Genomic DNA, 25,086 nt, shown 5'->3' on the forward strand with positions numbered 1-25,086 from the left:
CATTGCGGTGGCGCCGATCATCCGTTCGGTCAATATTCATGATGTGGGACAACGCGATCCTTTAAGGAATCTTTAAGCTCCGTGGGCTCCACCTGAACACCCCCACGGGAGGACCCCCACATGCTCAGCAACTCCAGCCGGCGTTGGCTCGCCGGGTTGGGCGTCGCAGGCGCGTTCGTCGCCGCCTCCGCCACCCCCGGCTACGCCGCGGACTCCGAGGTCAAGCTCGGTGTCTTCTTCGGCGACACCACGATCGCCACCGATTCGGACGGCAAGATCGAGTCCAGCACCGTCCACAGCTCGGCCCCGGTCGTGCTGCACGACGTCACCGTCCGCTACGAGCTCACCGGCCTCGCCGGCAAGGTGACTGTCGGCAAGGATGAGGACACCTCCGCCGACTGCACCTCGCCGTCGGCGAACGTGCTCGTGTGCACGTTGCCCTGGGAGGTGGAGGTCGACGAGTGGGGCCACGGCGGGCTCTTCCCGGTGCAGATCAAGGCCACCGACAAGGCCGCGGACGGCGACGCCGGCACGATCAAGGTGACGCTGTCGGCGAACGGCTTCGACGGCGTCTCGCACGAGGCCAAGGTGCGCGTCGGTGAGGGCGTCGACCTGGCGGCCGGCCCGGAAACCACGGTGTCTGCCGCCCCCGGCAAGAGCTTCACCGCGCCGCTGAAGGTGACGAACGTCGGCGAGACCACCGCCAAGGGCGCCGCCGTCATCTTCTACAACGACTACGGCCTGAACTCCACCAAGCACTACAGCAACTGCACGTACGTCGGCGACGAGCTGCGCACCTGCCGGTTCGACGAGGAGCTTCCCGCCGGCGGCACGTTCGGCGCGACGCTGCCGTACGCGCTCGGCGCGGACACCATGGCGCCGGGCTCCCGGTACGGCGAGATCATCTGGATGACGCCGAACGAGTTCGAGGACTTCGAGGGCTACCTCGGCAACTACGACGTGACCATCGGCGAGCCGGGCACCGACGGCAAGCTGACGCTGGCCGAGGCCGCCGGCAAGGCCGCGGCGCGGGGCTTCCAGGCCGACCCCCGGCCGGAGAACAACGGCACGTACCTCGAGGTGAAGGTCACCGGCAACAACAGCACCGACCTGGAGGCGCTCGGCGCCGCCGTGACCGGCAAGGCCGGCGCGACGGTCAAGGCGGCCATCGGTCTGCGCAACAACGGCCCGGCCACCCTGGACTACAGCCGCTCCGGCAGCTCGGTCACGTACCTGACCTTCGACGTGCCGAAGGGCACCACCACGACGGCGGTTCCGGAGAACTGCGCGCCGGTCAAGGGTGACGAGTGGGGTGAGCCCGGCCAGCCGGGTGGGCGTCACTACCGCTGCTACTTCGGCTCGCAGCTGAAGGTCGGCGAGACCGTCACGCTCGACTTCGGCCTGAAGATCGACAAGGTGATCGCCAACGACACCGGCCTCGTGAAGATCAACGTGCCGTGCGAGTGCGACGGTGGCTTCTACCGCGACGTGAAGCCGGCCAACGACACCGCCAAGGTAGTCGTCAACGCGGCGGCGGGTGGCGGCGACGGTGGACAGGGCGGCGGTGACGGCGGCACGCTGCCGATCACCGGTTCCTCCACCGGCCTGATCGCCGGCATCGGCGCGCTGCTGCTCGGTGCCGGCGCGGTCGGCTACGTGCTGACCCGCCGCCGCCGGACCCGCTTCGTAGCCTGACCCGAAGCACCCCAGGTGCCCCGCCGACCCAAGGTCGGCGGGGCACCGCCACATAGAAAGCAAAGACACCCAGCAGCACGCCCGTCGACGAAGCCGGACCACGTCAGGTTTCCGGGGAGCCCGGCCCGCGCAGGGATCAAGCCTGACCGCCCGGAGCGGGTCGGGCTCCCCGGAAACCCCCACGACACGGACCAACAAACCAAGAGATCATCGACAAGTGCTGCTGACCCTCACCACGACCCACCGCCCCGCGACCGACCTCGGCCACCTCCTGGTGAAGCACCCGGACCGCGTACAGACCTTCGATCTGCCCGCCGGTGCCGCGCATGTGTTCTACCCGGAGGCGGACAAGGCGCGCTGCACGGCGGCGCTGCTGGTCGAGATCGATCCGCTCAAGCTGGGCGGCGGCCACCGGAACCGGGCACCGGAGGGCTTCGCGCTCGGGCAGTACGTCAACGACCGTCCGTACGCCGCCTCCAGCCTGCTCTCGTCAGCGCTGTCGAAGGTGTTCCGCTCCGCCCTGCGCGGCGAGTCGCGCGACCGTCCCGAGCTGGCGGCGAGCGCGATCCCGCTGGCCGTACGGGTGCCGGTGCTGCGCTGCCGGGGCGGCGCCGAGCTGGCGGTACGGATCTTCACCCCGCTGGGCTGGACCGTGACTGCGACCCCGATCCCGCTCGACGAGACGTACCCGGAATGGGGCGACAGCCGGTACGTCGACCTGACGCTGACCGGCACGCTGCGGCTCGCGGACGCGCTCAACCACCTGTACGTGCTGCTGCCGGTGCTCGACGACGCCAAGCACTACTGGGTGGCGCCGGACGAGGTGGACAAGCTGCTGCGCGCCGGTGCCGGCTGGCTGGCCGGGCACCCGGAGCGGGGCCTGATCACGCGCCGCTACCTGGCGCACCGCCGCGCGCTCGCGGGCGAGGCGATGGCGCGCCTGACCGAGCTGCGACTTGCCGACGAGCCCTCCGCCGACGACAGCATCGAGCCGTCGACCGGAGAGCCGGCCGAGTCGCCGGGCGGCGGGGCCGGGACGGCGGAGGACGTCCGCCGCGCCTCCCTCGCGGTACGGCGTCGGGAGGCGGTGCTCGCCGCGCTGCGGGACAGCGGCGCGAGCCGGGTGCTGGACCTGGGTTGCGGTGGCGGCGCGCTGCTCACCGCGCTCGTCGCCGACCGGCGGTTCACCGAGGTGGTGGGCGTCGACGTGTCCGACCGGTCGCTGGCCGTGGCGGCCCGGCGGCTGCGGCTGGACCGGCTGCCGGAGCGGCAGCGGGACCGGATCCGGCTGTGGCAGTCCGCGCTGACCTACCGGGACGACCGGCTCCGGGGGTACGACGCGGCGGTGCTGATGGAGGTCGTCGAGCACCTCGACCCGCCGCGCCTGCCGGCGCTGGAGGACGCGGTGTTCGGTCACGCGCGGCCGGGCACGGTGGTGGTGACCACCCCGAACGTCGAGTACAACGTGCGCTACGAGGGGCTCGAGCCGGGCCGGTTCCGGCACGCGGACCACCGGTTCGAGTGGACCCGGGCCGAGTTCGCCGCCTGGGTGGACCGGGTGGCGGCGGCCCACGGCTACACGGCGGTGCTCGGCGGCGTCGGCGACGACGACCCGGAGGTGGGCACGCCGACCCAGATCGCGGTGCTCACCCGCGACGAGCGCGCCGGCCAGCGCGGCCGGGCCGACAACAACGACAGCAACGACAGCACCGACCGGAAGGAGGCGACGAACCGATGACCGTCCTGGACATCCCCGAGCTGGCACTGGTGGCGCTCGTCGGCGTCTCCGGCTCCGGCAAGTCCACGTTCGCCCGGCGGCACTTCGCGCCCAGCCAGGTGCTCTCCTCGGACACGTTCCGCGGCCTGGTGGCCGACGACGAGAACGACCAGTCCGCGTCGGCCGACGCGTTCGACGCGCTGCACCACGTCGCCGCCATCCGGCTGCGCCGGGGACTGCTCACCGTGGTCGACGCGACGAACCTCCAGCCGCACGCCCGCGCCGGGCTGATCCGGGTGGCCCGGGAGCACGACGTGCTGCCGGTGGCGATCGTGCTGGACGTGCCGGAGGCGGTGGCCTGGGAGCGTACGGAGGCGCGCGCCGACCGCACGCACGGTCGCCAGGTGCTCAACCGGATGCGCCGCGACCTGCGGCAGTCGTACGGGCGACTGGCCCGGGAGGGCTTCCGCAAGGTGCACGTGCTGCGCGGCGTGGAGGAGATCGACGCCGCGGAGATCCGCTACGAGAAGCTGTTCAACGACCGGCGTGACCTGACCGGCCCGTTCGACGTGATCGGGGACGTGCACGGCTGCCGTGCCGAACTGGAGGCGCTGCTGTCCCGGCTCGGCTACGTGCTGCGGCACGACGACGCGGGCCGCCCGGTGGACGCGGCGCACCCGTCGGGGCGTACCGCGGTGTTCGTCGGTGACCTGGTGGACCGCGGCCCGGACTCGCCCGGCGTGCTCCGCCTGGTGATGGGCATGGTGGCGGCCGGCCACGCGATCTGCGTGCCTGGTAACCACGAGCAGAAGCTGCTGCGCAAGCTGCGCGGCCGGGACGTCCGGCTGACCCACGGCCTGGCCGAGACGATGGAGCAGCTCGCCGCCGAGTCGCCGGAGTTCGTCGCCGGGGTGGAGACGTTCATCGACGGCCTGGTCAGCCACTTCGTGCTCGACGGCGGCCGGCTGGTGGTGGCGCACGCCGGGCTGAAGGAGGCGTACCACGGGCGGGCGTCCGGCCGGGTGCGGTCGTTCGCGCTCTACGGCGAGACCACCGGCGAGACCGACGAGTACGGCCTGCCGGTGCGCTACCCGTGGGCGCGGGACTACCGGGGCTCGGCGATGGTCGTGTACGGGCACACGCCGACGCCCGAGCCGGAGTGGGTGAACAACACCATCTGCCTGGACACCGGTTGCGTGTTCGGCGGGAAGCTCACCGCGCTGCGCTACCCGGAGAAGGAGCTGGTCGCGGTCCCGGCGGTGAAGGAGTGGTACGCCCCGGCGCGTCCGCTGGTCCCGGTCGCGCCCGCGCGTCCGGACACCGTGCTGGACCTGGCCGACGTGACCGGGCGACGGCACGTCACCCACGCGTACGGTTCGCTCACGGTGCCCGCCGAGAACGCCGCCGCCGCGCTGGAGGTGATGAGCCGGTTCGCGGTCGACCCGGGCCGGCTGGTGTGGCTGCCGCCGACCATGGCGCCCTGCTCCACGTCGACTGTCGAAGGGTTCCTGGAGCACCCGGCCCAAGCCTTCGCCGACTACCGGGCCGCCGGTGTCGACCGGGTGGTCTGCGAGGAGAAGCACATGGGCTCGCGGGCGGTGGTGCTCGTGGAACGCGAGCCGGGCCGGTTCGACGGCGGGGTGGTGCACACCCGTACCGGTAGGCCGTTCTTCGGCCCCCCGCTCGACGGCGAGCTGCTGGCCCGGGTGCGCGCGGCGGTCACCGCCGCCGGTCTCTGGGCCGAGCTGGGCACCGACTGGCTGCTGCTCGACACCGAGCTGCTGCCCTGGTCGGCGAAGGCGGGCGGGCTGATCCGCGAGCAGTACGCCGGGGTCGGCGCGGCCGGGCGGGCCGCGTTGCCGGCGGTGCTCGGGGCGCTGGACACGGCCGCCGGGCGCGGGCTGCCGGTGGCCGGGCTGCGCGACCGGATGGCCGGGCGGGCCGCCGAGGTCACCGCCTACTCGGCGGCCTACCGGGCGTACGTCCGGCCGACCGACGGGCTGCGCGGGGTGACGCTGGCGCCGTTCGCGGTGCTGGCGGGGGCCGGGGCGAGCTACGCCGACCGGGACCACGGCTGGCACCTGGCGCTGGCCGACCGGCTCTGCGCCGCCGACCCGGAGTTCTTCACCCCGACCCGGCGGCGGGAGGTGGACCTGGCCGACGAGGCGGCGGTGGCGGACGCGACGCAGTGGTGGCTGACGCTCACCGCGGCCGGCGGCGAGGGCATGGTGGTCAAGCCGTACGCGGGCCTGGCCGCCCGGACGCCGAAGGGCTCGCTGCTCCAGCCGGGAATCAAGTGCCGGGGCCGGGGAGTACCTGCGGATCATCTACGGTCCCGGGTACACCGAGGCGGCGCAGCTCGCCGCGTTGCGCCGCCGGTCGCTGGGCCGCAAGCGCGGGCTCGCCCTGCGCGAGCACGGTCTGGGCCTGGCCGCCCTGGACGCACTGGCCGAGGACGCCCCGCTCTGGCGCCGCCACGAGCTGGTGTTCGCGATCCTCGCCTGCGAGTCCGAGCCGGTCGATCCCCGCCTCTGACGACCATGCCCGGTCCGGCCGAAATGCCGGACCGGGCCGGGGTACCCTGTGTGGCCGTGGACACAGCAGAGAAGACCCGGATGTTCTCCGAGAGCGTGGCGTTGAACCCGCTCGACCCGAAGGACCTCATCCACACCTTCGGCATGATCGGCGTCTGGGTGATCCTCTTCGCCGAGACCGGGCTGCTGGTCGGCTTCTTCTTCCCGGGTGACTCGCTGCTGTTCCTGGCCGGGGTGGCCGCCTCCCCGGTGGCCGACGCCATCTTCGGCGACGGCACCCGCGTGTCCCTGGCCGGGCTGCTGATCGGCGGTCCGCTCTGCGCCATCGTCGGCGCCCAGCTCGGGCACTGGCTCGGCGCCCGGTTCGGCCGCCGCATGTTCGACAAGCCCAACTCCCGGCTGTTCAAGCGGGAGTACGTGGAGAAGGCGGAGTACTACTTCCAGAAGTTCGGCCCGGCGAAGGCCGTGGTGCTGGCCCGGTTCATCCCGATCGTGCGGACGTTCCTCAACCCGGTGGCCGGGGTGCTGGGCATGTCGTCCCGCCAGTTCTTCGTGTGGAACGTGGTGGGCGCGATCCTCTGGGTGGACGGCATCCTGCTGATCGGCTACCTGCTGGCCCGCCAGATCTACGACGCCATCGGCGACAAGATCGACAGGTACATCCTGCCGGTGGTCGCGCTGATCATCGTGATCTCGGTGCTGCCGATCTTCTTCGAGTTCCTGCGGGACCGGCGGGCACGCAAGCGCGGCGAGGCGGTCGCGGTGATCACCGCGGCGACCGTGGCGGGCACTGTGGAGGCGGCCCGTGAGGGCATCCACGAGCACGGTGACGGGCACGACGGTTCGCACCGCCGCTGAGCGGCCGTGTAAAGACAGCGAAGGCCGGCCCTCGGGCGAGGACCGGCCTTCGACGTCACTGCTCCAGCCGGGTCACACGGACGACGACAGCCGTCACCGTGCGCTGATGGCGCCACCCCTCGCACGCCACCGGTCACCCGGTCGGGACGACCCTCGTTCGGGTCGGCCCGAAGGTTTCAGCGAGCCTTCTTGGTGGCCCGCTTCCGCGGCGGGGTGAGCAGATCCGCGATCGTGGCGATCGCGGACGGCACCAGCCGGTAGTACGCCCAGACCCCGCGCTTCTCCCGCTCCAGCAAGCCGGCCTCGGTGAGGATTCGCAGGTGGTGGCTGACCGTCGGCTGCGAGAGGCCGAGCGGCGCGGTGAGGTCACACACGCACGCCTCCCCCTCGGGAGCCGACTGGATCAGGCTGAGCAGCCGCAGCCGTGCGGGGTCAGCGAGGGCCTTGAGGACCCCCGCAAGCCGCTCGGCGTCGGCGCGTTCGATCGGCTCGCCGGCAAGCGGCGAGATCTGAGGCATGGTCATTTCAGCCAACGCAGTTCCCACGTATTCCATCCTTCCACCAGCAGCATCGATCCGCCTGCATATCAGCAGATCCGAATCGGCAAACTTTTACGCCACAAGGCCGAGGTCAGCCAACGTATAGGCCGCCCGATAGGGCAATCCGGCGGCTCGCACCGTGTCGCCGGCACCTCGATCAACAATAACCGCCACACCCACCACCTCGGCCCCTGCCTCACGCAATGCCTCGACAGCCGTCAACACACTTCCACCGGTCGTGGAGGTGTCCTCGACCGCCAGCACCCGCCGCCCGGAGACGTCCGGCCCCTCGATCCGGCGCTGAAGACCGTGAGCCTTGCCCTCCTTGCGGACCACGAAGGCGTCGACAGCGCGGCCGGTGCCCGCCGAGGCGTGCAGCATGGCGGCGGCCACCGGATCGGCGCCCAGGGTCAGCCCACCGACCGCGTCGTACGCCCAGTCGGCGGTGAGGTCACGCATGACCCGACCGATCAACGGAGCCGCCTCGTGATGGAGCGTGACGCGACGCAGATCCACGTACCAGTCCGCCTCGCGGCCCGACGAGAGCACCACCCGGCCATGCACCACAGCGAGGTCAGTGATGAATTTGCGCAGGTCGTCGTGGTCGCCCATGGCCCAAGAGCGTACTTCGCAAGTCTGAGCGCCGTGCTTCGGGTCTGCCCTGGTCAACCCTGCGGGCGACGGACGGGTGGCGATGAGCGGCTACGCTGTGCGACCGTCCATCCCGGCCGGCCGTCGCACCGGCTCGCCGACGGTCGGCCACCGGTGCGCCGCGCTACCGGCCGACAGTCCCCCGGGTGTCCCGCCGGAAGCCACGCAGCAGGCGTTTCGGCGCGTGTCGCAGTCCGGCCGCCGCCACCTTGTACTTCCAGTCCGGGACACTCACGGACTTGCCTTTATGCAGGTCACGAAGCCCTTCGGCGACCACATCGTCGGCTCGCAGCCAGGCCCAGGCGGGCAGGCGGGACATGTCGATGCCCGCGCGTTCGTGATTTCCGGTTCGTGTGTAGCCGGGGCAGAGCGCCATCACGCGTACGCCGAGCGGCGCGACGGACTGGCCGATCGATTCACTGAAATTCGTCACCCACGCCTTGCTGGCGGAGTACGTGGATCCCGGCATGGGGACACCGAAGCCCGCGACGGAAGAGACATTTATCACTGCCCCGTGGCCTCGTTCGATCATCGGACCGAGGGCGGCATGGGTCAGACGCAGCACCGCGAGCACGTTGAGCCGGACGAGTCGCGCCTCGTCCGCCACCGACGAACGGACGAACGAGGTGTTCAGACTGATGCCGGCGTTGTTGACGAGCAGCTCGATCGGCGTACCGGCGGCCAGCCGGTGTTCGACAGCCGGACAACCGTCCTCGGTGGACAGATCGGCGGCGATCGTCTCGGCGTCGCCGCCGTGCCGGCCGGTCAGCTCGGCCGCCAGCGCGTCGAGCCGAGCCGCGTCCCGGGCCACCAGGACGAGGTCCCAGCCGTCGGCGGCGAGCCGCCGGGCGAACGCCTCGCCGATGCCGAGGCTGGCGCCGGTGACCAGGGCGCGGCGCCGGGAGGGGTGGGTGTCACCGGTCATCGGCGGTCCTCGGGGGGTGGCGGGAACCCGCCCGGCTGAGCGGGCGGGGCGGACGGCTGGTGCAGACCGGGCGGCGGTCCCCAGGGCGTCGGCCCGGTGTTCGGCGCGCCGGACACCGTCGCGCCGTAGCCGGACAGCCGCAGCGGTGCGGTGCGGCGGCGCAGGAACGCCCCGGACGACGGCAACGTGAGCAGCGCAGCGACCACCAGGTAGCCGAGGATCTGCGTCACCGACACCGTCGCGTTCACCGGGATCCACCACGAGGGGTAGGCGTCACCGACCAGTCCCAGCAGCTCGGCGGTGATCCGGTCGTCCGCGCCGAGCCGCAGCGGGGCGGCCCGCTGGCCGACCAGCACCGCCAGCCCGCAGCATCCGCAGAGCAGGCCCGTACCGGCGACCACCCAGGTCGCCGTGCGGGCGGCGGGACGGCCGGCGAGCAGGCCGAACGCGAGCCCGGCCAGCAGGAGGGCGGCGAGCACACCGAGGACGGCGGCCAGCACCGTGGAACCGCGCAGCAGGCCGGCCACCTGGTCGATGTCGCCGCCGCTCGCGCCGGTCCGTTGCGCCGCCGCGTTCCGGAACCGGTCCACCGTGCCGCCGCCGACGGCCAGGTTGGCCACCGCGTACGCCACGGCGCCCACCGCCATCGCCAGCAGCAGCGCCGCCGCGGCGAGGACCGTGCCGGGCCGGCGGGGTGCGGCCCGATCGGGGTACGACACGACTGATCCCTCCGGTAGGCGTCGGCTTGCAACCTACTCGGAGGGATCGTCGGCGTCGCGTCAATCCGGACGTCAACTTCCGGATGGCGGCTCCGGGTCGCGGCGCTCGCCCGGCTGACCGCCCGGCGCGGACGGCGGCTGACCGCCCGGCGCGGACGGCGGCTGACCGCCGGGCGTCGACGGCGGGGTGCCGGGAGCCGGCGGGTACGACGGGTACGCCGGGTCGCCGGACTGGCCCGGGTACGCCGGGTAGGCGCCACCCGGCACCGGCGGCTCCCAGCCGGCCTTGGGCTTGCGGAAGAACTCGTTCGCCTTCGGCAGCGCCAGCAGGATCAGCGCGGCCAGCAGGGCGAGCAGCGCGATCAGACCCAGCAGCAGGTTGACCGGGGTGTACCAGGACGGCAGCGCGTCGTCCAGCCGGCGCTGGATCTCCTCGGCGCTGGGCATGTCACCGCTGGTGGTGCCGCTGCCCGTCATGCCGCCGGTGAGACCGGTCAGCAGCCCGCCGCCGGTGCAGCAGAACAGGATGCCGCCCAGCACCCAGGTGGTGATCCGGGAGCCGTTCTTGCCCCGGTTGTTCAGCAGCGCGAGGACGACGAGCCCGGCCGCGATCAGCAGCGACACGACCGCCGTGATGAGGCTGAACGCGTACGCGATGTCGGCGGCCCCCTCGGCCGAGGTGCCGGCGTACGCGTCGGTGAGAACGTCTCGGATCTTGCCGACGACGGCCAGCGCGACGATCAGGTTCACCACCTGGATCGCGGCGACGAGGATGAGCAGCCAACTGGAGAGCGTCACCACGCCGGGACGCGTGCGGGGCGGGGTGCCCGGAGCATCGACCATGATTCTCCCTTCCTGGATCAGATGCCCACCGTAGCGATCTTCCACCAGCTCAGCACGCCGGAATGGCTCACCTCTCGGCGGCGCGCCGCAACCGGCGGTGCTCGGCGGTGACCACGCCGAGCAGCGCGAGGTCGAGCGCGACGGCGGAGACCGCGCCGAACTGGTTGACGGTGAAGTTGAATACCTGCCCGAACAGCAGGTCGACGAGCAGCGCCAGCTTGAACAGGCGGAACGCCTCGGCCCGGTTGCGCCGCAGCAGCCAGGCGGCCCAGATACCGAGCACCGCGGTGACGAGCGCGGTGGCGCTGACGCCGAGCACCGCGCCCCACTCCCGTTCCTGGTCCAGGTGCCCGGTCACGCCGTCGAGGAACACCGCCACCACCGTCAGCACCGGCTCGACGACCAGGTAGACCACCACCGGCCAGACCAGCCAGCGGCGTCCGGCCGCCCAGACGGCGAGGCGCCGGGCCCGGTCCGCCGCCCGCTGCCAGAGCGGCACCGGCGGCGGCTCCCGGTGGGGCACCGCGTCCAGCAGGTGCGCCACCGCCGTCTCGGTGTCCGGCCCGGTGCCCTGCACGAGCCGCAGCACGGCGATCCGGCGCCTGTCGGTCAGCCCGCCCGGGAGACCGCTGAGCACCATGTCCAGCGCGTTCGCGGTGCGCTCGGCGGGCGTCAGCCGGGACCGGCCGGTGCGTCCGCGTACGGCCTGGGTGAGCAGGACCAGCAGCGCGAACGCGACGTAGATGATGGCGGCGGCGGGGGCGTAGAAGTAGTCGGTGCCGGTGGTGACGAACTTGCCCACCTCGTCGATGAACAGCCCGAACCCGATGCCGCCGACGATCGCCCCGCCGGTGCGGGCGCCGCCGCCGAGGAAGACGAGCGGGATGCCCAGGCCGACGGCGAGCAGCAGGCCGCCCCAGAGCACGTGCGCGATGTGCAGCCCGCCGCCGCCGAGCTGCGGATAGTCGGTGGCCTTCAGGTACGCGCGGACGGCGAGCACGGTGACCACGCCGGAGAGCACGAACGCCTGGAGGTAGGACGCCGCCTCGACCGCCCGGGTCGGCAGCCGGCGGACCAGCCAGCCGATCCCCGGTCGGTGGCGCGGCGATTCGGGTGGCATGCCCCGAAACCTAGTAGCCGCGCCACTCCTCGCGGGCGTAGTCCAGCACCCTGGGCCGCAACAGCGTGGAGGCCGGCACGTCCAGCCGGGCCCGGTCGGCGGGGAACGTGGCGGCGGCGGCGAGCACGTCGGGCGTGAGGAAACGCAGCGGCGGCGGGTCGGCCGGCAGCGCCAGCTCCGGCGCGACGTCGCCCGGCGCGGCGAGCACGAACCCCCAGTCGCCGAAGCTCGGCACGTCGACGTGGTACGGCACGGTGGCGAAGCCCGCCTCGCGGATCGACCGCTCGATCGACCAGTACGACCGGGGCGCGAAGTAGGGCGACCCGGACTGCACGACCAGCCGCCCGCCGGGGGCCAGCACCGGCCGGATCAGCGTGTAGAACTCGATCGTGTAGAGCTTCGCGGTGGCCGTCTCGTCCGGGTCGGGCAGGTCGGCGATCACCACGTCGAAGCGGTCCGTGGCGGTACGCAGCCAGGCGAACGCGTCCAGGTTGAGCACCCGTACCCGGGGGTCGGTGAGCGACTCCCGGTTCAGCTCGCGCAGCTGCGGCTCGCGGCGGGCCAGCTCCACCACGGCCGGGTCGAGGTCGACGAGCGTCACCGACCGCACGTCCGGGTACTTGAGGATCTCCCGCGCGGCCAGCCCGTCCCCGGCCCCGAGCACCAGCACGTCACCGTGTGCCCCGCGCATCGCCGGGTGCACGAGCGCCTCGTGGTAGCGGTACTCGTCGATCGAGCTGAACTGGAGGTCGCCGTTGAGGAACAGCCGTAGGTCGGTGGCGGATTGGCCGGGTTCGCGCACCGAGCGGGTCAGCACGATCTCCTGGTAGCGGCTGCGCTCGGCGTGCACCACCGGGTCGCGGTAGAGCTGCTGGCGGGTGGTCACCTCGAAGTCGTGGGCGGTCACCCACGCGTACCCGAGGAGCAGACCGACCACGACGGTGGCGGCGCCCAGCGCGGCCCGCGCCCGGCGGCTGAGGTCGGCCCGGAACACGGTGAAGACGAGCACCACCCCGGCGACCGCGTTCACCGCGCCCACCACGAGCGCGCCCTTGAGCTGGCCGAAGACCGGGATCAGCAGGAACGGGAAGGCCAGCCCGCCGAGCAGCGCGCCCACGTAGTCGGCGGCGAACAGGTCGGCCACCGCGCTGCCCGCGGACTGCTCCCGGATGCGTTGCAGCATCACCATGAGCAGCGGGATCTCCGCGCCGATCAGCAGGCCGAGCACGAACGCGGTGCCGACGAGCGCTGGCCCGTACAGGTCGAGCCAGGCGAACGCGGCGTAGAGACCGAGCACGGACAGGCCGCCGAGCAGCGCCAGCGTCAGCTCGATCACCGCGAACGAGACCACCGCCCGGGACTGCAACGGCTTCGCCACCAGCGCGCCGACGCCCATCGCGAAGACCATCACGCCGAGCACGATCGACGCCTGGCCGACCGTGTCGCCGATCAGGTAGCTGCCGAGCGCCACAAGCGCCAGCTCGTACACCAGGCCGCAGGCCGCGCACACGAAGACCGCGAGCAGGACCGCCGCGCGGGCCAGGCGCCACCGCGGCCGTGCGGCCACGTCGACGGTCACTGTCTGCTCCGGGTACGTCCGGCGGCTCCCGCCCCGGCGCGCTGCGCGGGCACCCGTGCCCGGTGGTTGCGGCGCTGTCGCACGCCCACGGCGAGGAACAGCGCGGCGAGCAGGAACAGGCCGACCGAGCTGAGCACGTAGATCCAGCGGTCCCGCCAGAAGTCGTTGCCGGCGTCCGGCAGCGGAGCGGCGGCTGTCGACGGCGCGGCGGTGGGTGTCGCGGCCGGCTCGGCGAGCCCGCGCTCGGCGGCGAGCAGCGGCAGGATCGTGGCGGCCCGGGTGACGGCCCAGCCCGGGTCGTCGACGAACGCCTCCTCGTCCAGCCCGAACCGGCCCAGCCGGGTCTCGATCGCGGCGAGGTCGGCGAACTCGATGTCGTCCGAGCCCTTGATCCGGATCGTGGCGGAGTCCTCCGACTCGCTGCTGGACGAGGTGTACCTGACGTTCGCGGAGACCGCGAGCCAGCGCGCGCAGCCGGGCGCGTCGATGACTGTGGTGCCGTCGCCGAGGTTGGAGCCGACGCTCACCTCGTCGTACACGTCGAGCAGTTCCCAGCCGTAGCAGATGCCCTGGCTGTCGGCGGCGGCGCGGAGGATCGGCACGGTGCCGGACCGCTCGTCGGCGATCGGTGCGGGGACGGAGGTGTCCGAGTCGCCGCTGAACACGCCGATGGCGCAGACGACGACCACGATCCCCACGACCACGGACCAGATCACCGTCTGCGTGCGCTTGTCCTTCCCCACCGAGTGCTTGGCGGGCCTGCCGCTCATCAGATGATCGCGGCCGCGATGATCGCACCGGTGGCGAGGTGCACGGTGGCGGAGACCCAGACGGCCGGGTGCGGCTGCGGGTCGACGAGCAGCTCACCGAGCTTGCCCGGGGTGGCCACGTCGAGCAGCACGAACGCCGCCGCCATGATCACCAGGCCGAGGATGCCGTACGCGGCGGCGCCGATCAGCCCCAGCGTGAAGTCGTCGTCGCTGGCGACGATCGCGGCGACCACGATCGTGCCCACCCCGAGCAGGTTCGACGAGAGCAGCAGCGCCGCGTTGCGGTTGCGCTCGGCCCAGATCAGCTCGTGGAGCTTGCCGGGGGTGGCCAGATCGACCAGCACGTAGCCGATCGCCATCAGGACGACGCCGACCGCGCCGTACGCGAGGGTGACCAGCAGGTCGGTGACGAGATGCTGCACAGAGGACTCCAGGATGAGGGGATCGACAGGGCTACTTGCCGGAGCCGGGGCCGCCGCCCCGGACCGTGCTGCCTCGGCCCCAGCCCCAGCTGTTGCCGACGACGCTGTGGTACCGGGGGTAGGCGGTGGTCATCCTCTCCAGCAGGATCACCGAGCCGACGGCGAGCGGGAGGATCACCACCGAGTCGTCGTCGTAGCGCAGGTAGACGCCGCTGCCGTCGACGTACTGGTCGGCCGGCCGCCAGGCGTCGGTGATCTGCTTGGACACCTCGCTCGGCGCCTTGTTCGAGGTGTACGCGATCGCGTTCGAGCCGATGTCCCGCCCGGAGGCGCGGGAGAAGTTGTCCTCCACGTAGCCCCGGGGCGAGAAGTTGCCGTAGAAGATCGCGAAGGCGGCGATGAGCGCGCCGATGACGGCGACCGCCACGCCCACCACGAACCACCGTCGGTACGTCACAGCTCCTCCACCACGGTCTCGGTCAGAACCAGCTCGTTCGTCTGCGGGTAGACGTGCCAGGTACGCCAGGCGAGCGCACCGTCCGGCGGCCGGGGCCGGACGGAGAGCGCGGTGACCGCGTCCTCGTCGCCGGGGAAGACCCCGATCAGCGCGTACGGATCCTCGGCGAGCTCGGCGCGCAGCGCCGCGACCCGGGTACGCAGGCCGTCGCCGTCCGGCCGGAGCACGGTGGCCATGAACCGGTAACCGGTCGTAGCGTCGTGCAGCGCGTCCGGCAGGTGCGGCGGGCGGCCGGGCAGGCAGGCGACCGTCTCGGTGAGCCCACCGAGCACCACCTGGTGCGAGGCGCCGAGCAGGCGCAGCCGCAGCCGGGGCAGGCCGGGCAGGTCGATGTCGCGTACGGCGAGCGCCGGCAGCTCCGGGCCGCCGAGGGCCAGGCTCAGGTCGGCGGCGCTGGTGTCGACGTAGGGCGTGTGCAGGGAGACGAGCACGTCAGCGCACCGTCTCCGGTCCACCCTGCGGGTAGATCATCACCTCGGCGCGGCGCAGCTCCTCACCGAGGTTGACCTCCCAGCCGGCCTCGCCGTACGCCTCGAACGACAGGCGTGCGCCGCCGGGCGCCTGGTAGTCGTAGTAGCGCATGGTGCCGTGCGGGTCGAGGCCGGTGCCCTCGGTCGCGGTGTACCGGGCCTGGCCCGACTCGTCCCAGTTGTAGCGGCGGCCGGCCATCTCCAGCGTCGGGGCACCAGGCGTGACGGTGGCCCCCGGCTCGCTGGTCCAGAGCACCAGTTCCAGGTCCGGGTCGGTCTCGACGGAGAGCCAGCGCTTCACCCCACCCGCGTCGTCGAGCAGGTGCTCCGCCCAGCTCCACCCGCCCTCGACCAGGTGCACCGAGCCGCGCACGGTGTACGGCACCGAGCGGATCTCGACGATGTCACCGGGCTTGAGCGCGCGCGGGTCGCCACGCAGCGCGTCCGCGTCCCGGTCCCGGAACGGGTCACCCGGTGCCGCCTTCGCCTTCGGGCCGGACGCCGACCGGGACCTCCGCAGCGCGATCACGGCGATCACCACACCGGCCACCCCGACGAGGCACCCCAGCGTGGTCACCACGTACGCCAACGAACCGTTCACTACCGCCTCCCCCAACCCGCTCGGCGGGAACGGTAACAACCGCACGCACGCCTTCTGAAGTCCTGTTCGCTGAGTGTGCGGTCAGCTACCGCTCGCCGCCGGCGAGCCGGTCGGCGGCGTACTCGCGCAGCGTGGCGCGGCCCATGAGGCAGCCGGAGAACGTGGTGAACTCGCCGTCGTCGCCGCGCAGCCGGGTCCACGCCGCCCGCCCGGCGGCCGGGTCGACCGCCTCCAGCAGCGTCGCCGCGTACGCCCGCCCGGCCGGTGAACCCTTGCGGAGCAGCTTGTCGACCCGCTTGCGGGCCGCCTCCGGGTGCTCCCGCAGCCCCTGCTCCAGCCGCCGGTACGCCTCGGTCGCGGGCAGCACCTGACCCGCCAGCCCCACCCCGCCGAAGGCGAGGGTGTCCGCGCCGTCGAGTTCGCGCGCCGCCTCGTCCAGTTCCCGCTCCCACGCACTCATGCCCCACTATGTGCCCACCCCACCACCCCCTCCAACCACAAGGAAGGGCCCCCTGTTAACGCCTCCGGTAGAGGAAGGGCCCCTTGTTAACCACAGGGTCAGGTCAGCCGGGTCGCGTCGCGCAACGGACGCCAGGCGAACACGGCGATCGCCGCCATAGCCCCCGCCGCGGCCCAGAACGGTGTGGTGATCCGCCAGGTCCCGGCCAGCAGACCGCCGAGGAGCGCACCGAGCGCGGCTCCGCCGAGATCGAGCAGCGCATACACGCTGCCAACCCGCCCGCGCAGGTGGGACGGCACGATTCGCTGCCGGACCGACGCGGCGGTGATGCCCCAGACCATGGCGTGGACGCTGAAGACGATCAGGACAGCGGCGGCGATCCAGGGCGCCGTCGTGACGGCCAGGGTCACGTGTGTGACGACCTCGACGACCAGGCCGCCACGCAGCACCGTACCGGCGCCGAGCGCCCGGGTGAGTGCGCCGGCAACCGTCGTGCCGAACAGGCCCCCGACAGCGAACGAGGTCAGCAGGAAGCCGTACCCGACGTCGGACAGGCCCAGTCGCTGCCGGCAGTAGAGCACGAACACCGCGAATGCGGCACCGAACGCTACGTTGCCCAGGCCCATGCTCACGGCGAGCGTCCGCAACAGGCGGTGCCGCCACAGCCAGCGCACACCCTGGCGTATCTCGCCGCGCAGCGAGCCGCGCGGACGGGCCTCGTCCGGCACGGGCGCCCGTCGGATGCCGGCGATCAGGGCCGCCGCAGCCGCGAAGGTCAGCGCGTCGAGCCCGAACGGCACAGCGGCGGAGACGACGAACAGCCACGCGCCCAGCGGCTTGGCGACGAACTGGTTGCCGATGGTGAACGTCGCGTACAGCCGGGCGTTGGCGGCGGGCAGCCTCTCGGATGCGACCACCGCCGGGAGCAGAGCGCCCATCGCGGTGTCCACGAGGGTTTCACCGACGCCGAGCAGGAACAGCACCACGTAGATGACCGCCACGGTGACCGTGCCGGTGGCGACGGTGAGCGTCAGCCCGGCCAGCGCCGCGGCGCGGAACAGATTGACGACGACGACCAGCAGACGTCTGTCGAGCCGGTCCACGTATGCGCCGCTGACCAGCGCGAACAGCAGCCAAGGCAGTTGTTGGGCGAAGACGGCGCCGGCGATCAGGGCCGGATCGTTGCTGACGGCGGCCACCAGCAGCGGGCCGGCGGCCATGGTGACACCGTCACCGATGTTGGAGACCGCCGAAGCGGTCCACAGTCTGGTGAAGTCCGCGCCGAGACGCGCGGGTGGAAGGGCACGCAAGAAGAGCTCCTCGAGCCAGGAGGGAAACGGTCATGAGGGACCGCTTCGCGGCGAGGAGCACCGCCGCCGGGATCCGGCGGCGAAGCGTCAGCGAGCGGTGTGCTCTCGCGGCGAAGCGGGGACCGCCGGCAGGCTGAGGCGCATCTGCGGCTCCTTAACTGTCGATTGACGTTCCGGGCAGGATATTCGGCTGTCGCCCGCTGCGCCGCCCGTCCCACCGGACGGCGAAGGCCCGGCCTGGGCGGCCGGGCCTTCGCGGGTGGGGCGGGTCAGGCGGCGGTGACCGCGAGGGACTCCTTGGTGTCGGACAGGTCGACGCGGACCGTGTCGCCGTCGCGGATCTCACCGGCCAGCAGCGCCTTGGCGAGCTGGTCGCCGATCGCCGACTGCACCAGCCGGCGCAGCGGGCGGGCGCCGTAGATCGGGTCGTACCCGTGCTCGGCCAGCCACGTCCGGGCCGCGTCGGTGATCTCCAGGCCCAGCCGGCGGTCCGCGAGACGGGTACGCATCCGGTCGAGCTGGATGTCCACGATCGAGCGCAGGTCCTCGCCCTGGAGCGCGGCGAACACCACGATGTCGTCGAGCCGGTTGAGGAACTCCGGCTTGAAGTGCGACCGGACCACCGCGAGCACGCCCTCCCGGCGCTCGTTCTCGCTGAGCGTCAGGTCGCTGATCACCGACGAACCCAGGTTCGAGGTGAGGATCAGGATCGCGTTGCGGAAGTCCACGGTACGGCCCTGACCGTCGGTGAGCCGGCCGTCGTCGAGCACCTGGAGCAGCACGTCGAAGACGTCCGGGTGGGCCTTCTCCACCTCGTCCAGCAGGATCACCGAGTACGGCCGGCGGCGTACCGCCTCGGTGAGCTGGCCGCCCTCCTCGTAGCCGACGTATCCGGGCGGGGCACCGACCAGGCGGGCCACCGAGTGCTTCTCGCCGTACTCGCTCATGTCGATGCGGACCATGGCCCGCTCGTCGTCGAAGAGGAACTCGGCGAGCGCCTTGGCGAGCTCGGTCTTGCCGACGCCGGTCGGGCCGAGGAACAGGAAGCTGCCGGTCGGGCGGTCCGGGTCGGCGACGCCGGCCCGGGCGCGGCGCACCGCGTCGGAGACCGCGCCCACCGCCTCGGCCTGGCCGACGACGCGGGCCCGCAGCGACTCCTCCATCCGGAGCAGCTTGGCGGTCTCGCCTTCGAGCAGCCGGCCGGCGGGGATGCCGGTCCAGGAGGCGACCACGGCGGCGATGTCGTCCGCGCCGACCTCCTCCTTGAGCATCGCGCCGTCGGCCTGGAGCCGGGCCAGCTCCTCCTCGGCCTGCTTCAGCTCGGTCCGCAGCGCGGGGATCCGGCCGTACCGCAGCTCGGCGGCGCGTTCCAGCTCGCCGTCGCGCTCGGCCCGCTCGGCCTCGCCGCCGAGGCGCTCCAGCTCCTCCTTGGCGGTGGAGAGCTTGGTGATGTGGCTCTTCTCGGTCTGCCAGCGTTCGGAGAGCGCGGTGAGCTGCTCGCGCTTGTCGGCCAGCTCCTTGCGCAGCCGCTCCAGACGCTCGGCGGACGCGGCGTCCGGCTCCTTCGCCAGCGCCATCTCCTCGATCTCCAGGCGGCGTACCGCCCGCTCGATCTCGTCCACCTCGACCGGGCGCGAGTCGATCTCCATGCGCAGCCGGGACGCGGACTCGTCCACCAGGTCGATCGCCTTGTCCGGCAGGAAGCGGTCGGTGATGTACCGGTCGGAGAGCGCGGCGGCGGCGACCAGGGCGGCGTCGGTGATGCGTACGCCGTGGTGCACCTCGTAGCGCTCCTTGAGCCCGCGCAGGATGCCGATGGTGTCCTCGATGGTCGGCTCGCCGACCAGCACCGGCTGGAAGCGGCGCTCCAGCGCGGGGTCCTTCTCGATGTGCTCGCGGTACTCGTCGAGCGTCGTCGCGCCGACCATCCGCAGCTCACCGCGCGCCAGCATCGGCTTGAGCATGTTGCCGGCGTCCATCGAGCCCTCGCCCTTGCCGGCGCCGACCACGGTGTGCAGCTCGTCGAGGAACGTGATGACCTGGCCGTCGGAGTTCTTGATCTCCTCCAGCACGGACTTCAGCCGCTCCTCGAACTGACCGCGGTAGGACGCGCCGGCGACCATCGCGCCGAGGTCGAGCGAGACCAGCTTCTTGTCCCGCAGCGACTCCGGCACGTCGCCGGCCACGATCCGCTGGGCCAGGCCCTCCACGATCGCGGTCTTGCCGACGCCCGGCTCGCCGATCAGCACCGGGTTGTTCTTGGTACGCCGGGACAGCACCTGGATCACCCGGCGGATCTCCGAGTCTCGGCCGATCACCGGGTCGATCTTGCCGTCGCGGGCGCTGGCGGTGAGGTCCACGCCGTACTTGGCCAGGGCCTGGTAGGTCTGCTCCGGGTCGGCGGTGGTGACCCGGCGGTCCCCGCCCCGGACGGTCGGGAACGCGGCGACCAGGTTCTCCTCGGTGGCGCCGGAGTTCTTCAGCGCGACCGAGACGGCGCCGCCGACCCGGGCGAGCCCGGCCAGCAGGTGCTCGGTGGAGGTGTACTCGTCGCCCAGCGGCCGCGCGATCTGTTCGGCGGCGCCGATGGCGTTGACGAACTCGCGGGCCAGCGTCGGCTCGGCGATGCTCGACCCGCGCGCGGCGGGCAGCGCGTCGACCGAGCGCTGGGCGACGCGGCGCAGCTCGGCGGGGTCGGCCCCGACGGCGCGCAGCAGGCCCGCGGCGGTCGAGCCCTCGGTGTCCAGCAGTGACAGCAGCAGGTGCCAGGGCTCCACGGTGGCGTGACCGCGCTGGTTCGCCAGCGCGACGGCACCGGTGATGGCCTCGCGGCTCTTGGTGGTGAGACGTTCCGTGTTCATGGGCTCCCCCGGATCGGCGTGTCCACTGGACATGACACAACCAGAGTTGAGTCTATTCCGCTCAACTCCACCCCTGTGACCTGAGTCACCGCCCTCCGGTCCGGCCGGAGAGATCTTGGTACGAAACGGCCCCTCCGAGGGCCCTTTCGTACCAAGATCTCAGCGACGTGGCAGGCGCGCGAGGCACGGGGTCTCGTGGTCGGCGCGCAGCACGCAACGCCGGCCGCCGTCCAGCTTGCGGTCGCAGAACACCCAATGGCGTACGGCCTGGTCGTCCTCGGCCGAGACGGTGATGCCACCCAGCTCCACCACCGCGAGGAACGCCAACGACCGTCCGGCCGTGCGACCGAGCATCTTCGCCCGAGCCAGATCGGCCGCACGCACCGGCAGGTGGATCACGTACCGCCCGGTCACGGCCGCCCGGCCAGGTCGCGCATCGACGGGGCCTGCCGGGACTGCCACTCACGCAGGGCGCCCTTGATCCGGGCCGTCTCCTCACGACTCCGGGCGACTTCGGCGTACGCGGCGGCGAGGTCCCCGGCGACGCGATCGAGGAACGCGGCGACCTCGGCGGGGTCCAGCCCTCGGCGGCGCGTCGCGAAGCGGCGGCCCCGCACCTGCCAGGGCCGGAGCGGAAGGTACGACGCGGAGCGGTAGGCACCGACCGGCGCGGAGTTGGGCGGGGTGAGGCTCCGCCGCTTCGGACGTATTCGCAGGAGATTGCGCACGACGCTGTCCCTTCTTCCAGGCCAAGGAGACGGGTGAGGCGACACGACTGGCCGCGCACGACCAGTCGCGCCGACCACGGGTGCCAACCGGAGGGCCGGTTTGCCTACCAGGCGTTCCGCCGAAGGCATCCGCACGAGGAACATACAATGCAAAGCATTGCATGACAAGGAGTGAGCATGCTTAGCACGCGAAGTGTTGGCTGACCGGTCTGACTCGTGGGAAGATCTCGGGGCCTACCAGGAGTTGCCGCCATGCCCCGAGTTTCGGACCGTCAGAGAATCGCGCAGGACATCAGAGACAAGATCGCTTCGGGTGAGTACGGCCCTGGCGACAAACTCCCCTCCCTGCGTGAACTGATCGCGCACTACCAGGTGTCCGCGGAGCCGGTCCGCTCGGCGCTGTTGATCCTTCAGGCCGAAGGTCTGGTCGAGGGACATCAGGGCAAGGGCACCTATGTCACCGCTCGCGACGACACCCCCTGATCACGCAGCGCCGAGCGACTGATCCACCCCGGACGCGGCAGGTGCGCGCCCGGAGTAGCCTCACCCGCGTGCGAGTACGTGTCGAGCAGACCTCCCTGCCCGGGATCGGCGTACGTCATGATCTGATGACGGAGTCCGGCCGCCGGCTCGGTGTGGTCTCCCACCGCAATGGCCGTCGCGACCTGGTCCTCTACGACCCGGACGATCCCGACTCCTGCCAACATGACATACCCCTGACCGACGACGAGGCGGAGGCGCTCGCCGACATCCTCGGCGCGTCGCTGATGCTGGGTCAGCTCTCCGGTCTGCGCGAGCAGGCCGCCGGGCTGCTGACCGAGCAGGTGGCCATCCCGGCGGGGTCGAAGTACGTCGGCAAGCGGCTCGGGGACACCAAGGCGCGCACCCGGACCAGCGCGTCCATCGTGGCCGTGCTGCGTCAGGGCGCCGTGAACGTCTCGCCCGAACCCACCTTCCGGTTCGAGGCCGGCGATGTGGTCGTCGTGGTCGGCACCCGTCAGGGGCTCGACGGCGTGACCGCGATTCTCGCCGAGACCGATCCGGACGGCTGACGCGTATGCACGAAACCACAATCCTGCTCATCGAAGTCGGTGCGCTGCTGCTCCTGCTCGGCCTGCTCGGCCGGCTGAGCCGTCGCTTCGGCGTCTCGCCCATCCCGCTGTACCTGCTCGCCGGCCTGGCGTTCGGGCACGGCGGGCTGCTGCCGCTCAACGCCAGCGAGGAGTTCTTCGCCGTCGGCGCCGAGATCGGCGTGATCCTGCTGCTGGTCATGCTCGGTCTGGAGTACAGCGCCAACGAACTGGTGGGCAACCTCCGGTCGGCCGCGCCGGCCGGCGTGATCGACGCGGTCTTCAACGCGCTGCCCGGTTTCGCCTTCGCGCTCCTGCTCGGCTGGGGCTGGGTGGCGGCGGTGGTGCTCGCGGGCGTCACGTGGGTGTCGTCGTCCGGCGTGATCGCCAAGGTGCTCGGCGACCTGGGCCGGGTGGGTAACCGGGAGACGCCGGTGATCCTGTCCGTCCTGGTGATCGAGGACCTGGCCATGGCCCTCTACCTGCCGTTGGTCACCGCGCTGCTCGCCGGGGTCGGCCTGATGAAGGGCGGCATCGCGCTCGCCATCGCGGTGTTCACCGTGGTCGTCGTGCTGGCCGTGGCGATCCGGTACGGCCACCTGATCTCCGCCGCGCTCTCCGCCAAGGATCCGGAGGCGCTCCTGCTCGGGGTACTCGGCCTCACCCTGCTGGTCGCGGGCGTCGCGGCCAAGCTCCAGGTCTCCGCGGCGGTCGGCGCGTTCCTGGTGGGCATCGCGCTGTCCGGGCCGGTCGCGCACCACGCCACCGAACTGCTCTCCCCGCTGCGTGATCTCTTCGCCGCGGTCTTCTTCGTGTTCTTCGGGCTGGTCACCAATCCGCTGGACATGCCGCCGGTGCTGGTGCCCGCGCTGCTGCTCGCAGTGGTCACCATGGCGACGAAGGTGGCCACCGGCTACCTGGCCGCCCGCCGGGTCGGGATCGCCGAGCCCGGGCGCTGGCGGGCCGGTCTGGCGCTGACCCCGCGTGGCGAGTTCTCCATCGTCATCGCCGGGCTGGCCGTCTCGGCCATCTACCCGGTGGAACCGAAGCTCGCCGCGCTCGCCACCGCGTACGTGTTGATCACGGTGGTGACCGGGCCGCTGCTCGCCCGGCTGCCCGACACCCGATGGTTCAAGCAGTGGCTGCGCAGCCGCGCCGTCGCCGCACGGCCGCCCGCGCCGCTGCCCCTGGGCTCCGGCGACTGACACGGCGCCGGGCCGGATCAGCCGAGGGCAGATCCGGCCCGGCGTTGTCAAATTGATCCCGGGAAGGTCTACCACTGCTCCGCCCAACCGCGTTAACGTTTCGGCCCAGCAGCCAGGGTCCGCGGGTGGCCTGCGCCCCCGCCAGCGCAAGCGGAAGGTCGGCCGGTGAGCGTGCAGGAAGAGACGTTCCGCGGCTTCGCCAACCCGGTCGATCCCTCGCCCGCCGAGCTCCGCTCGTGGGCGTATCAGCCGGATTCGGTGCCGCTGACCTCGATGCCGCCCGACTGGGATCTGCTCGTCGCCGGTGACCACCTGGTGCAGACGCTGTTCGACCTGGCGATGGACCAGGGCTGCCCGGCGCGGCGGTTCGCGCTGCACTGCCTCTACATCTACGCCGCCGACGGCATCCGGACGAACTTCCGCGCCCACCCCAAGCGCCGGTTCCGCAAGCTGGTCGAGCAGGCCGAGAAGTCCGGCGACGACCTGATGCGCAACTGGGCGCACAACAGCCGGGTGCTGCTCGCCCGGCCGGACCTCTTCGTCTACCGGGACTGGTGCGAGGGCGGCCTGGTCCGCGAGAACCGCCGCCTCTGACACGAACGACGAACGGGCCGGGATCCCCCGTGGATCCCGGCCCGCACGTCGGCGGATCGTCAGGTCGATCCGCCCTGCTTCTTGCGCCGCTCGTCGTCCCGTGCCCGGTCCACACCGTGGTCCGTCTGGTCGGCGAAGCGCCCTTCCTTGACCTTGTCGCTGAAGCGTCCCTCGGTGACCCGGTCGAACCGCTCGCGGACGTTCTCGGCCACCTTCTCCAGCCGTTCCTCCGCGCGCTCGGCCACCTTCTTCGCCGGTTCCGCCATGGCTCCCCCCGCCAGCCCGGAGTCCGCTATGAGGCTTTTGCCCCTGAGGAAAAGCCTAATCGACAGTGCCCCGCCGTACCCCGGATTCCCCTGACCCGGGCCGCGAACCGGCCCGGGAAAGGACGAAGGCCGGCGCGGCCCCGGGGGAGCGGGGCGCGCCGGCCTTCCGGTACGAGGTCAGCGGTCGGGAGCGCGGCGCGGACGCCAGACGACGAGCGCGGTGGACGTGCGGTTGGTGGGCACGAGGTCGCCGCGGGGGAAGCCACCGAGCGACTCCAGCTCGGCGATCCGCCGGTACGCGGCGTCCAGTTCCGCCTCCAGCCGGGCCACCCGCTGCTGCGCCTCTTCGAGCAGGCGCTCCAACCCGATGATCCGCTTGACCCCGGCCAGGTTGATCCCGTCGTCCTGGCTGAGGCGCTGCACCTCGCGGAGCAGCACCACGTCCCGGACGCTGTACCGGCGACCGCCGCCGGACGCCCGGCCGGCCTGCACCAGGCCCAGCCGGTCGTACTGGCGCAGCGTCTGGGGGTGCATCCCCGCCATTCGCGCGGCCACCGAGATCATCAAGACCTTGGCCTCGTAGGCCGGGTCACCCGAGCCGACGTACTCCTCCGACATGCCCGCTCACCTCC

The 25,086-nt window shown here is 72.1% G+C and carries 26 protein-coding genes and 1 pseudogene; 8 read left to right on the forward strand and 19 right to left on the reverse strand.

Translation table 11 applies throughout. The annotated features are described in order from the left end of the window. Positions 1–120: 120 nt before the first annotated feature. From O7604_RS08765 to O7604_RS08780, 4 genes and pseudogenes are all read left to right on the forward strand, one after another. Complete coding sequence (locus O7604_RS08765) at positions 121–1,695, forward strand: LPXTG cell wall anchor domain-containing protein (RefSeq protein ID WP_269703127.1); 1,575 nt, start codon at positions 121–123, stop codon at positions 1,693–1,695. A 217-nt stretch (positions 1,696–1,912) separates the two neighbouring features. Then, complete coding sequence (locus tag O7604_RS08770) at positions 1,913–3,433, forward strand: 3' terminal RNA ribose 2'-O-methyltransferase Hen1 (RefSeq protein WP_281579371.1); 1,521 nt, start codon at positions 1,913–1,915, stop codon at positions 3,431–3,433. Continuing rightward, positions 3,430–5,947 (forward strand): annotated as a pseudogene (locus O7604_RS08775) (polynucleotide kinase-phosphatase). Before O7604_RS08770 ends, O7604_RS08775 begins: the two are co-directional and overlap by 4 nt. A 23-nt stretch (positions 5,948–5,970) precedes the next feature. Further along, positions 5,971–6,804: a VTT domain-containing protein gene (locus tag O7604_RS08780; protein ID WP_269706948.1), complete on the forward strand. Its 834-nt coding sequence runs from the start codon at positions 5,971–5,973 to the stop codon at positions 6,802–6,804. 176 nt (positions 6,805–6,980) lie between these two features. Here O7604_RS08780 and O7604_RS08785 read toward each other — a convergent pair whose 3' ends face one another. The 17 genes from O7604_RS08785 to O7604_RS08865 form a co-directional block, all read right to left on the reverse strand. Continuing rightward, a complete protein-coding gene (locus O7604_RS08785; RefSeq protein ID WP_007454255.1) occupies positions 6,981–7,358 on the reverse strand; it encodes a metalloregulator ArsR/SmtB family transcription factor in 378 nt (125 codons plus the stop codon). A 57-nt stretch (positions 7,359–7,415) separates the two neighbouring features. After that, on the reverse strand, positions 7,416–7,955 hold the full coding sequence (gene pyrE / locus O7604_RS08790; RefSeq protein WP_091413808.1) for an orotate phosphoribosyltransferase: 540 nt from the start codon (positions 7,953–7,955) through the stop codon (positions 7,416–7,418). A gap of 163 nt (positions 7,956–8,118) precedes the next feature. Further along, on the reverse strand, positions 8,119–8,919 hold the full coding sequence (locus tag O7604_RS08795) for an SDR family NAD(P)-dependent oxidoreductase (protein ID WP_281579372.1): 801 nt from the start codon (positions 8,917–8,919) through the stop codon (positions 8,119–8,121). Then, positions 8,916–9,638: a hypothetical protein gene (locus O7604_RS08800; RefSeq protein ID WP_281579373.1), complete on the reverse strand. Its 723-nt coding sequence runs from the start codon at positions 9,636–9,638 to the stop codon at positions 8,916–8,918. The genes O7604_RS08795 and O7604_RS08800 overlap by 4 nt, the downstream gene beginning before the upstream one ends. Positions 9,639–9,710: 72 nt before the next feature. Then, positions 9,711–10,481, reverse strand: a complete 771-nt coding sequence (locus O7604_RS08805; RefSeq protein ID WP_281579374.1) for a hypothetical protein — start codon at positions 10,479–10,481, stop codon at positions 9,711–9,713. 67 nt (positions 10,482–10,548) lie between these two features. Then, on the reverse strand, positions 10,549–11,547 hold the full coding sequence (locus O7604_RS08810) for a hypothetical protein (RefSeq protein WP_281579933.1): 999 nt from the start codon (positions 11,545–11,547) through the stop codon (positions 10,549–10,551). Positions 11,548–11,611: 64 nt separating this feature from the next. Then, entirely contained in the window at positions 11,612–13,180 is a 1,569-nt protein-coding gene (locus O7604_RS08815) for a polyamine aminopropyltransferase (RefSeq protein ID WP_281579375.1), read from the reverse strand. After that, the gene (locus O7604_RS08820; protein WP_281579376.1) at positions 13,177–13,950 is read right to left on the reverse strand and encodes a hypothetical protein; all 774 of its coding nucleotides are present in this window, start codon (positions 13,948–13,950) and stop codon (positions 13,177–13,179) included. Before O7604_RS08820 ends, O7604_RS08815 begins: the two co-directional genes overlap by 4 nt. Beyond that, a complete protein-coding gene (locus O7604_RS08825) occupies positions 13,950–14,372 on the reverse strand; it encodes a DUF350 domain-containing protein (protein ID WP_269703136.1) in 423 nt (140 codons plus the stop codon). The genes O7604_RS08820 and O7604_RS08825 overlap by 1 nt, the downstream gene beginning before the upstream one ends. Positions 14,373–14,403: 31 nt before the next feature. Further along, positions 14,404–14,829 carry a DUF4247 domain-containing protein gene (locus O7604_RS08830; RefSeq protein ID WP_281579377.1) on the reverse strand — a complete coding sequence of 142 codons (426 nt, stop codon included), beginning with the start codon at positions 14,827–14,829 and terminating at the stop codon, positions 14,404–14,406. Further along, on the reverse strand, positions 14,826–15,320 hold the full coding sequence (locus tag O7604_RS08835) for a DUF2617 family protein (protein ID WP_281579378.1): 495 nt from the start codon (positions 15,318–15,320) through the stop codon (positions 14,826–14,828). Before O7604_RS08835 ends, O7604_RS08830 begins: the two co-directional genes overlap by 4 nt. 1 nt (position 15,321) lies before the next feature. Next, positions 15,322–15,960, reverse strand: a complete 639-nt coding sequence (locus O7604_RS08840; protein ID WP_281579379.1) for a DUF4178 domain-containing protein — start codon at positions 15,958–15,960, stop codon at positions 15,322–15,324. Positions 15,961–16,045: 85 nt separating this feature from the next. After that, positions 16,046–16,420, reverse strand: coding sequence for a hypothetical protein (locus O7604_RS08845; RefSeq protein WP_281579380.1), 375 nt, complete (start codon positions 16,418–16,420; stop codon positions 16,046–16,048). 98 nt (positions 16,421–16,518) lie between these two features. Further along, on the reverse strand, positions 16,519–17,730 hold the full coding sequence (locus O7604_RS08850) for an MFS transporter (RefSeq protein WP_194800185.1): 1,212 nt from the start codon (positions 17,728–17,730) through the stop codon (positions 16,519–16,521). 269 nt (positions 17,731–17,999) lie between these two features. Beyond that, complete coding sequence (clpB, locus tag O7604_RS08855) at positions 18,000–20,591, reverse strand: ATP-dependent chaperone ClpB (protein ID WP_269703143.1); 2,592 nt, start codon at positions 20,589–20,591, stop codon at positions 18,000–18,002. Positions 20,592–20,750: 159 nt separating this feature from the next. After that, positions 20,751–21,005 carry a hypothetical protein gene (locus O7604_RS08860; RefSeq protein ID WP_120572377.1) on the reverse strand — a complete coding sequence of 85 codons (255 nt, stop codon included), beginning with the start codon at positions 21,003–21,005 and terminating at the stop codon, positions 20,751–20,753. Continuing rightward, positions 21,002–21,307, reverse strand: coding sequence for a DivIVA domain-containing protein (locus O7604_RS08865; protein ID WP_281579934.1), 306 nt, complete (start codon positions 21,305–21,307; stop codon positions 21,002–21,004). The genes O7604_RS08860 and O7604_RS08865 overlap by 4 nt, the downstream gene beginning before the upstream one ends. A 264-nt stretch (positions 21,308–21,571) precedes the next feature. On the opposite strand from O7604_RS08865, the gene O7604_RS08870 reads away from it, so the two are divergent. From O7604_RS08870 to O7604_RS08885, 4 genes are all read left to right on the forward strand, one after another. Further along, on the forward strand, positions 21,572–21,802 hold the full coding sequence (locus tag O7604_RS08870) for a winged helix-turn-helix domain-containing protein (protein WP_281579381.1): 231 nt from the start codon (positions 21,572–21,574) through the stop codon (positions 21,800–21,802). Between the two features lie 68 nt (positions 21,803–21,870). Further along, positions 21,871–22,371 carry a cation:proton antiporter regulatory subunit gene (locus O7604_RS08875; protein ID WP_269703145.1) on the forward strand — a complete coding sequence of 167 codons (501 nt, stop codon included), beginning with the start codon at positions 21,871–21,873 and terminating at the stop codon, positions 22,369–22,371. Positions 22,372–22,376: 5 nt separating this feature from the next. Next, positions 22,377–23,594: a cation:proton antiporter gene (locus O7604_RS08880; RefSeq protein WP_281579382.1), complete on the forward strand. Its 1,218-nt coding sequence runs from the start codon at positions 22,377–22,379 to the stop codon at positions 23,592–23,594. 165 nt (positions 23,595–23,759) lie between these two features. Further along, positions 23,760–24,188 carry a hypothetical protein gene (locus tag O7604_RS08885; RefSeq protein WP_135242700.1) on the forward strand — a complete coding sequence of 143 codons (429 nt, stop codon included), beginning with the start codon at positions 23,760–23,762 and terminating at the stop codon, positions 24,186–24,188. Positions 24,189–24,247: 59 nt separating this feature from the next. Here O7604_RS08885 and O7604_RS08890 read toward each other — a convergent pair whose 3' ends face one another. Both O7604_RS08890 and O7604_RS08895 read right to left on the reverse strand, forming a co-directional pair. Further along, positions 24,248–24,454, reverse strand: a complete 207-nt coding sequence (locus tag O7604_RS08890; RefSeq protein WP_043327580.1) for a hypothetical protein — start codon at positions 24,452–24,454, stop codon at positions 24,248–24,250. A gap of 177 nt (positions 24,455–24,631) precedes the next feature. After that, positions 24,632–25,072 (reverse strand): MerR family transcriptional regulator, encoded by a 441-nt coding sequence (locus O7604_RS08895; RefSeq protein WP_120572381.1) that lies wholly within the window; start codon positions 25,070–25,072, stop codon positions 24,632–24,634. Positions 25,073–25,086 lie beyond the last annotated feature (14 nt).

The sequence above is a fragment of the Micromonospora sp. WMMA1947 genome (assembly GCF_027497355.1).
GTDB lineage: Bacteria > Actinomycetota > Actinomycetes > Mycobacteriales > Micromonosporaceae > Micromonospora.

What these genes read in the sequence shown, in the direction of transcription:
- clpB (WP_269703143.1), bottom strand. Translation starts at nt 20,591, where the DNA reads ATGAACACGGAACGTCTCACCACCAAGAGCCGCGAGGCCATCACCGGT.
- O7604_RS08870 (WP_281579381.1), top strand. Translation starts at nt 21,572, where the DNA reads ATGCCCCGAGTTTCGGACCGTCAGAGAATCGCGCAGGACATCAGAGAC.
- O7604_RS08765 (WP_269703127.1), top strand. Translation starts at nt 121, where the DNA reads ATGCTCAGCAACTCCAGCCGGCGTTGGCTCGCCGGGTTGGGCGTCGCA.
- O7604_RS08845 (WP_281579380.1), bottom strand. Translation starts at nt 16,420, where the DNA reads ATGAGTGCGTGGGAGCGGGAACTGGACGAGGCGGCGCGCGAACTCGAC.
- O7604_RS08805 (WP_281579374.1), bottom strand. Translation starts at nt 10,481, where the DNA reads ATGGTCGATGCTCCGGGCACCCCGCCCCGCACGCGTCCCGGCGTGGTG.
- O7604_RS08895 (WP_120572381.1), bottom strand. Translation starts at nt 25,072, where the DNA reads ATGTCGGAGGAGTACGTCGGCTCGGGTGACCCGGCCTACGAGGCCAAG.
- O7604_RS08820 (WP_281579376.1), bottom strand. Translation starts at nt 13,950, where the DNA reads ATGAGCGGCAGGCCCGCCAAGCACTCGGTGGGGAAGGACAAGCGCACG.
- O7604_RS08785 (WP_007454255.1), bottom strand. Translation starts at nt 7,358, where the DNA reads ATGGAATACGTGGGAACTGCGTTGGCTGAAATGACCATGCCTCAGATC.
- pyrE (WP_091413808.1), bottom strand. Translation starts at nt 7,955, where the DNA reads ATGGGCGACCACGACGACCTGCGCAAATTCATCACTGACCTCGCTGTG.
- O7604_RS08890 (WP_043327580.1), bottom strand. Translation starts at nt 24,454, where the DNA reads ATGGCGGAACCGGCGAAGAAGGTGGCCGAGCGCGCGGAGGAACGGCTG.
- O7604_RS08880 (WP_281579382.1), top strand. Translation starts at nt 22,377, where the DNA reads ATGCACGAAACCACAATCCTGCTCATCGAAGTCGGTGCGCTGCTGCTC.
- O7604_RS08795 (WP_281579372.1), bottom strand. Translation starts at nt 8,919, where the DNA reads ATGACCGGTGACACCCACCCCTCCCGGCGCCGCGCCCTGGTCACCGGC.
- O7604_RS08780 (WP_269706948.1), top strand. Translation starts at nt 5,971, where the DNA reads ATGCCGGACCGGGCCGGGGTACCCTGTGTGGCCGTGGACACAGCAGAG.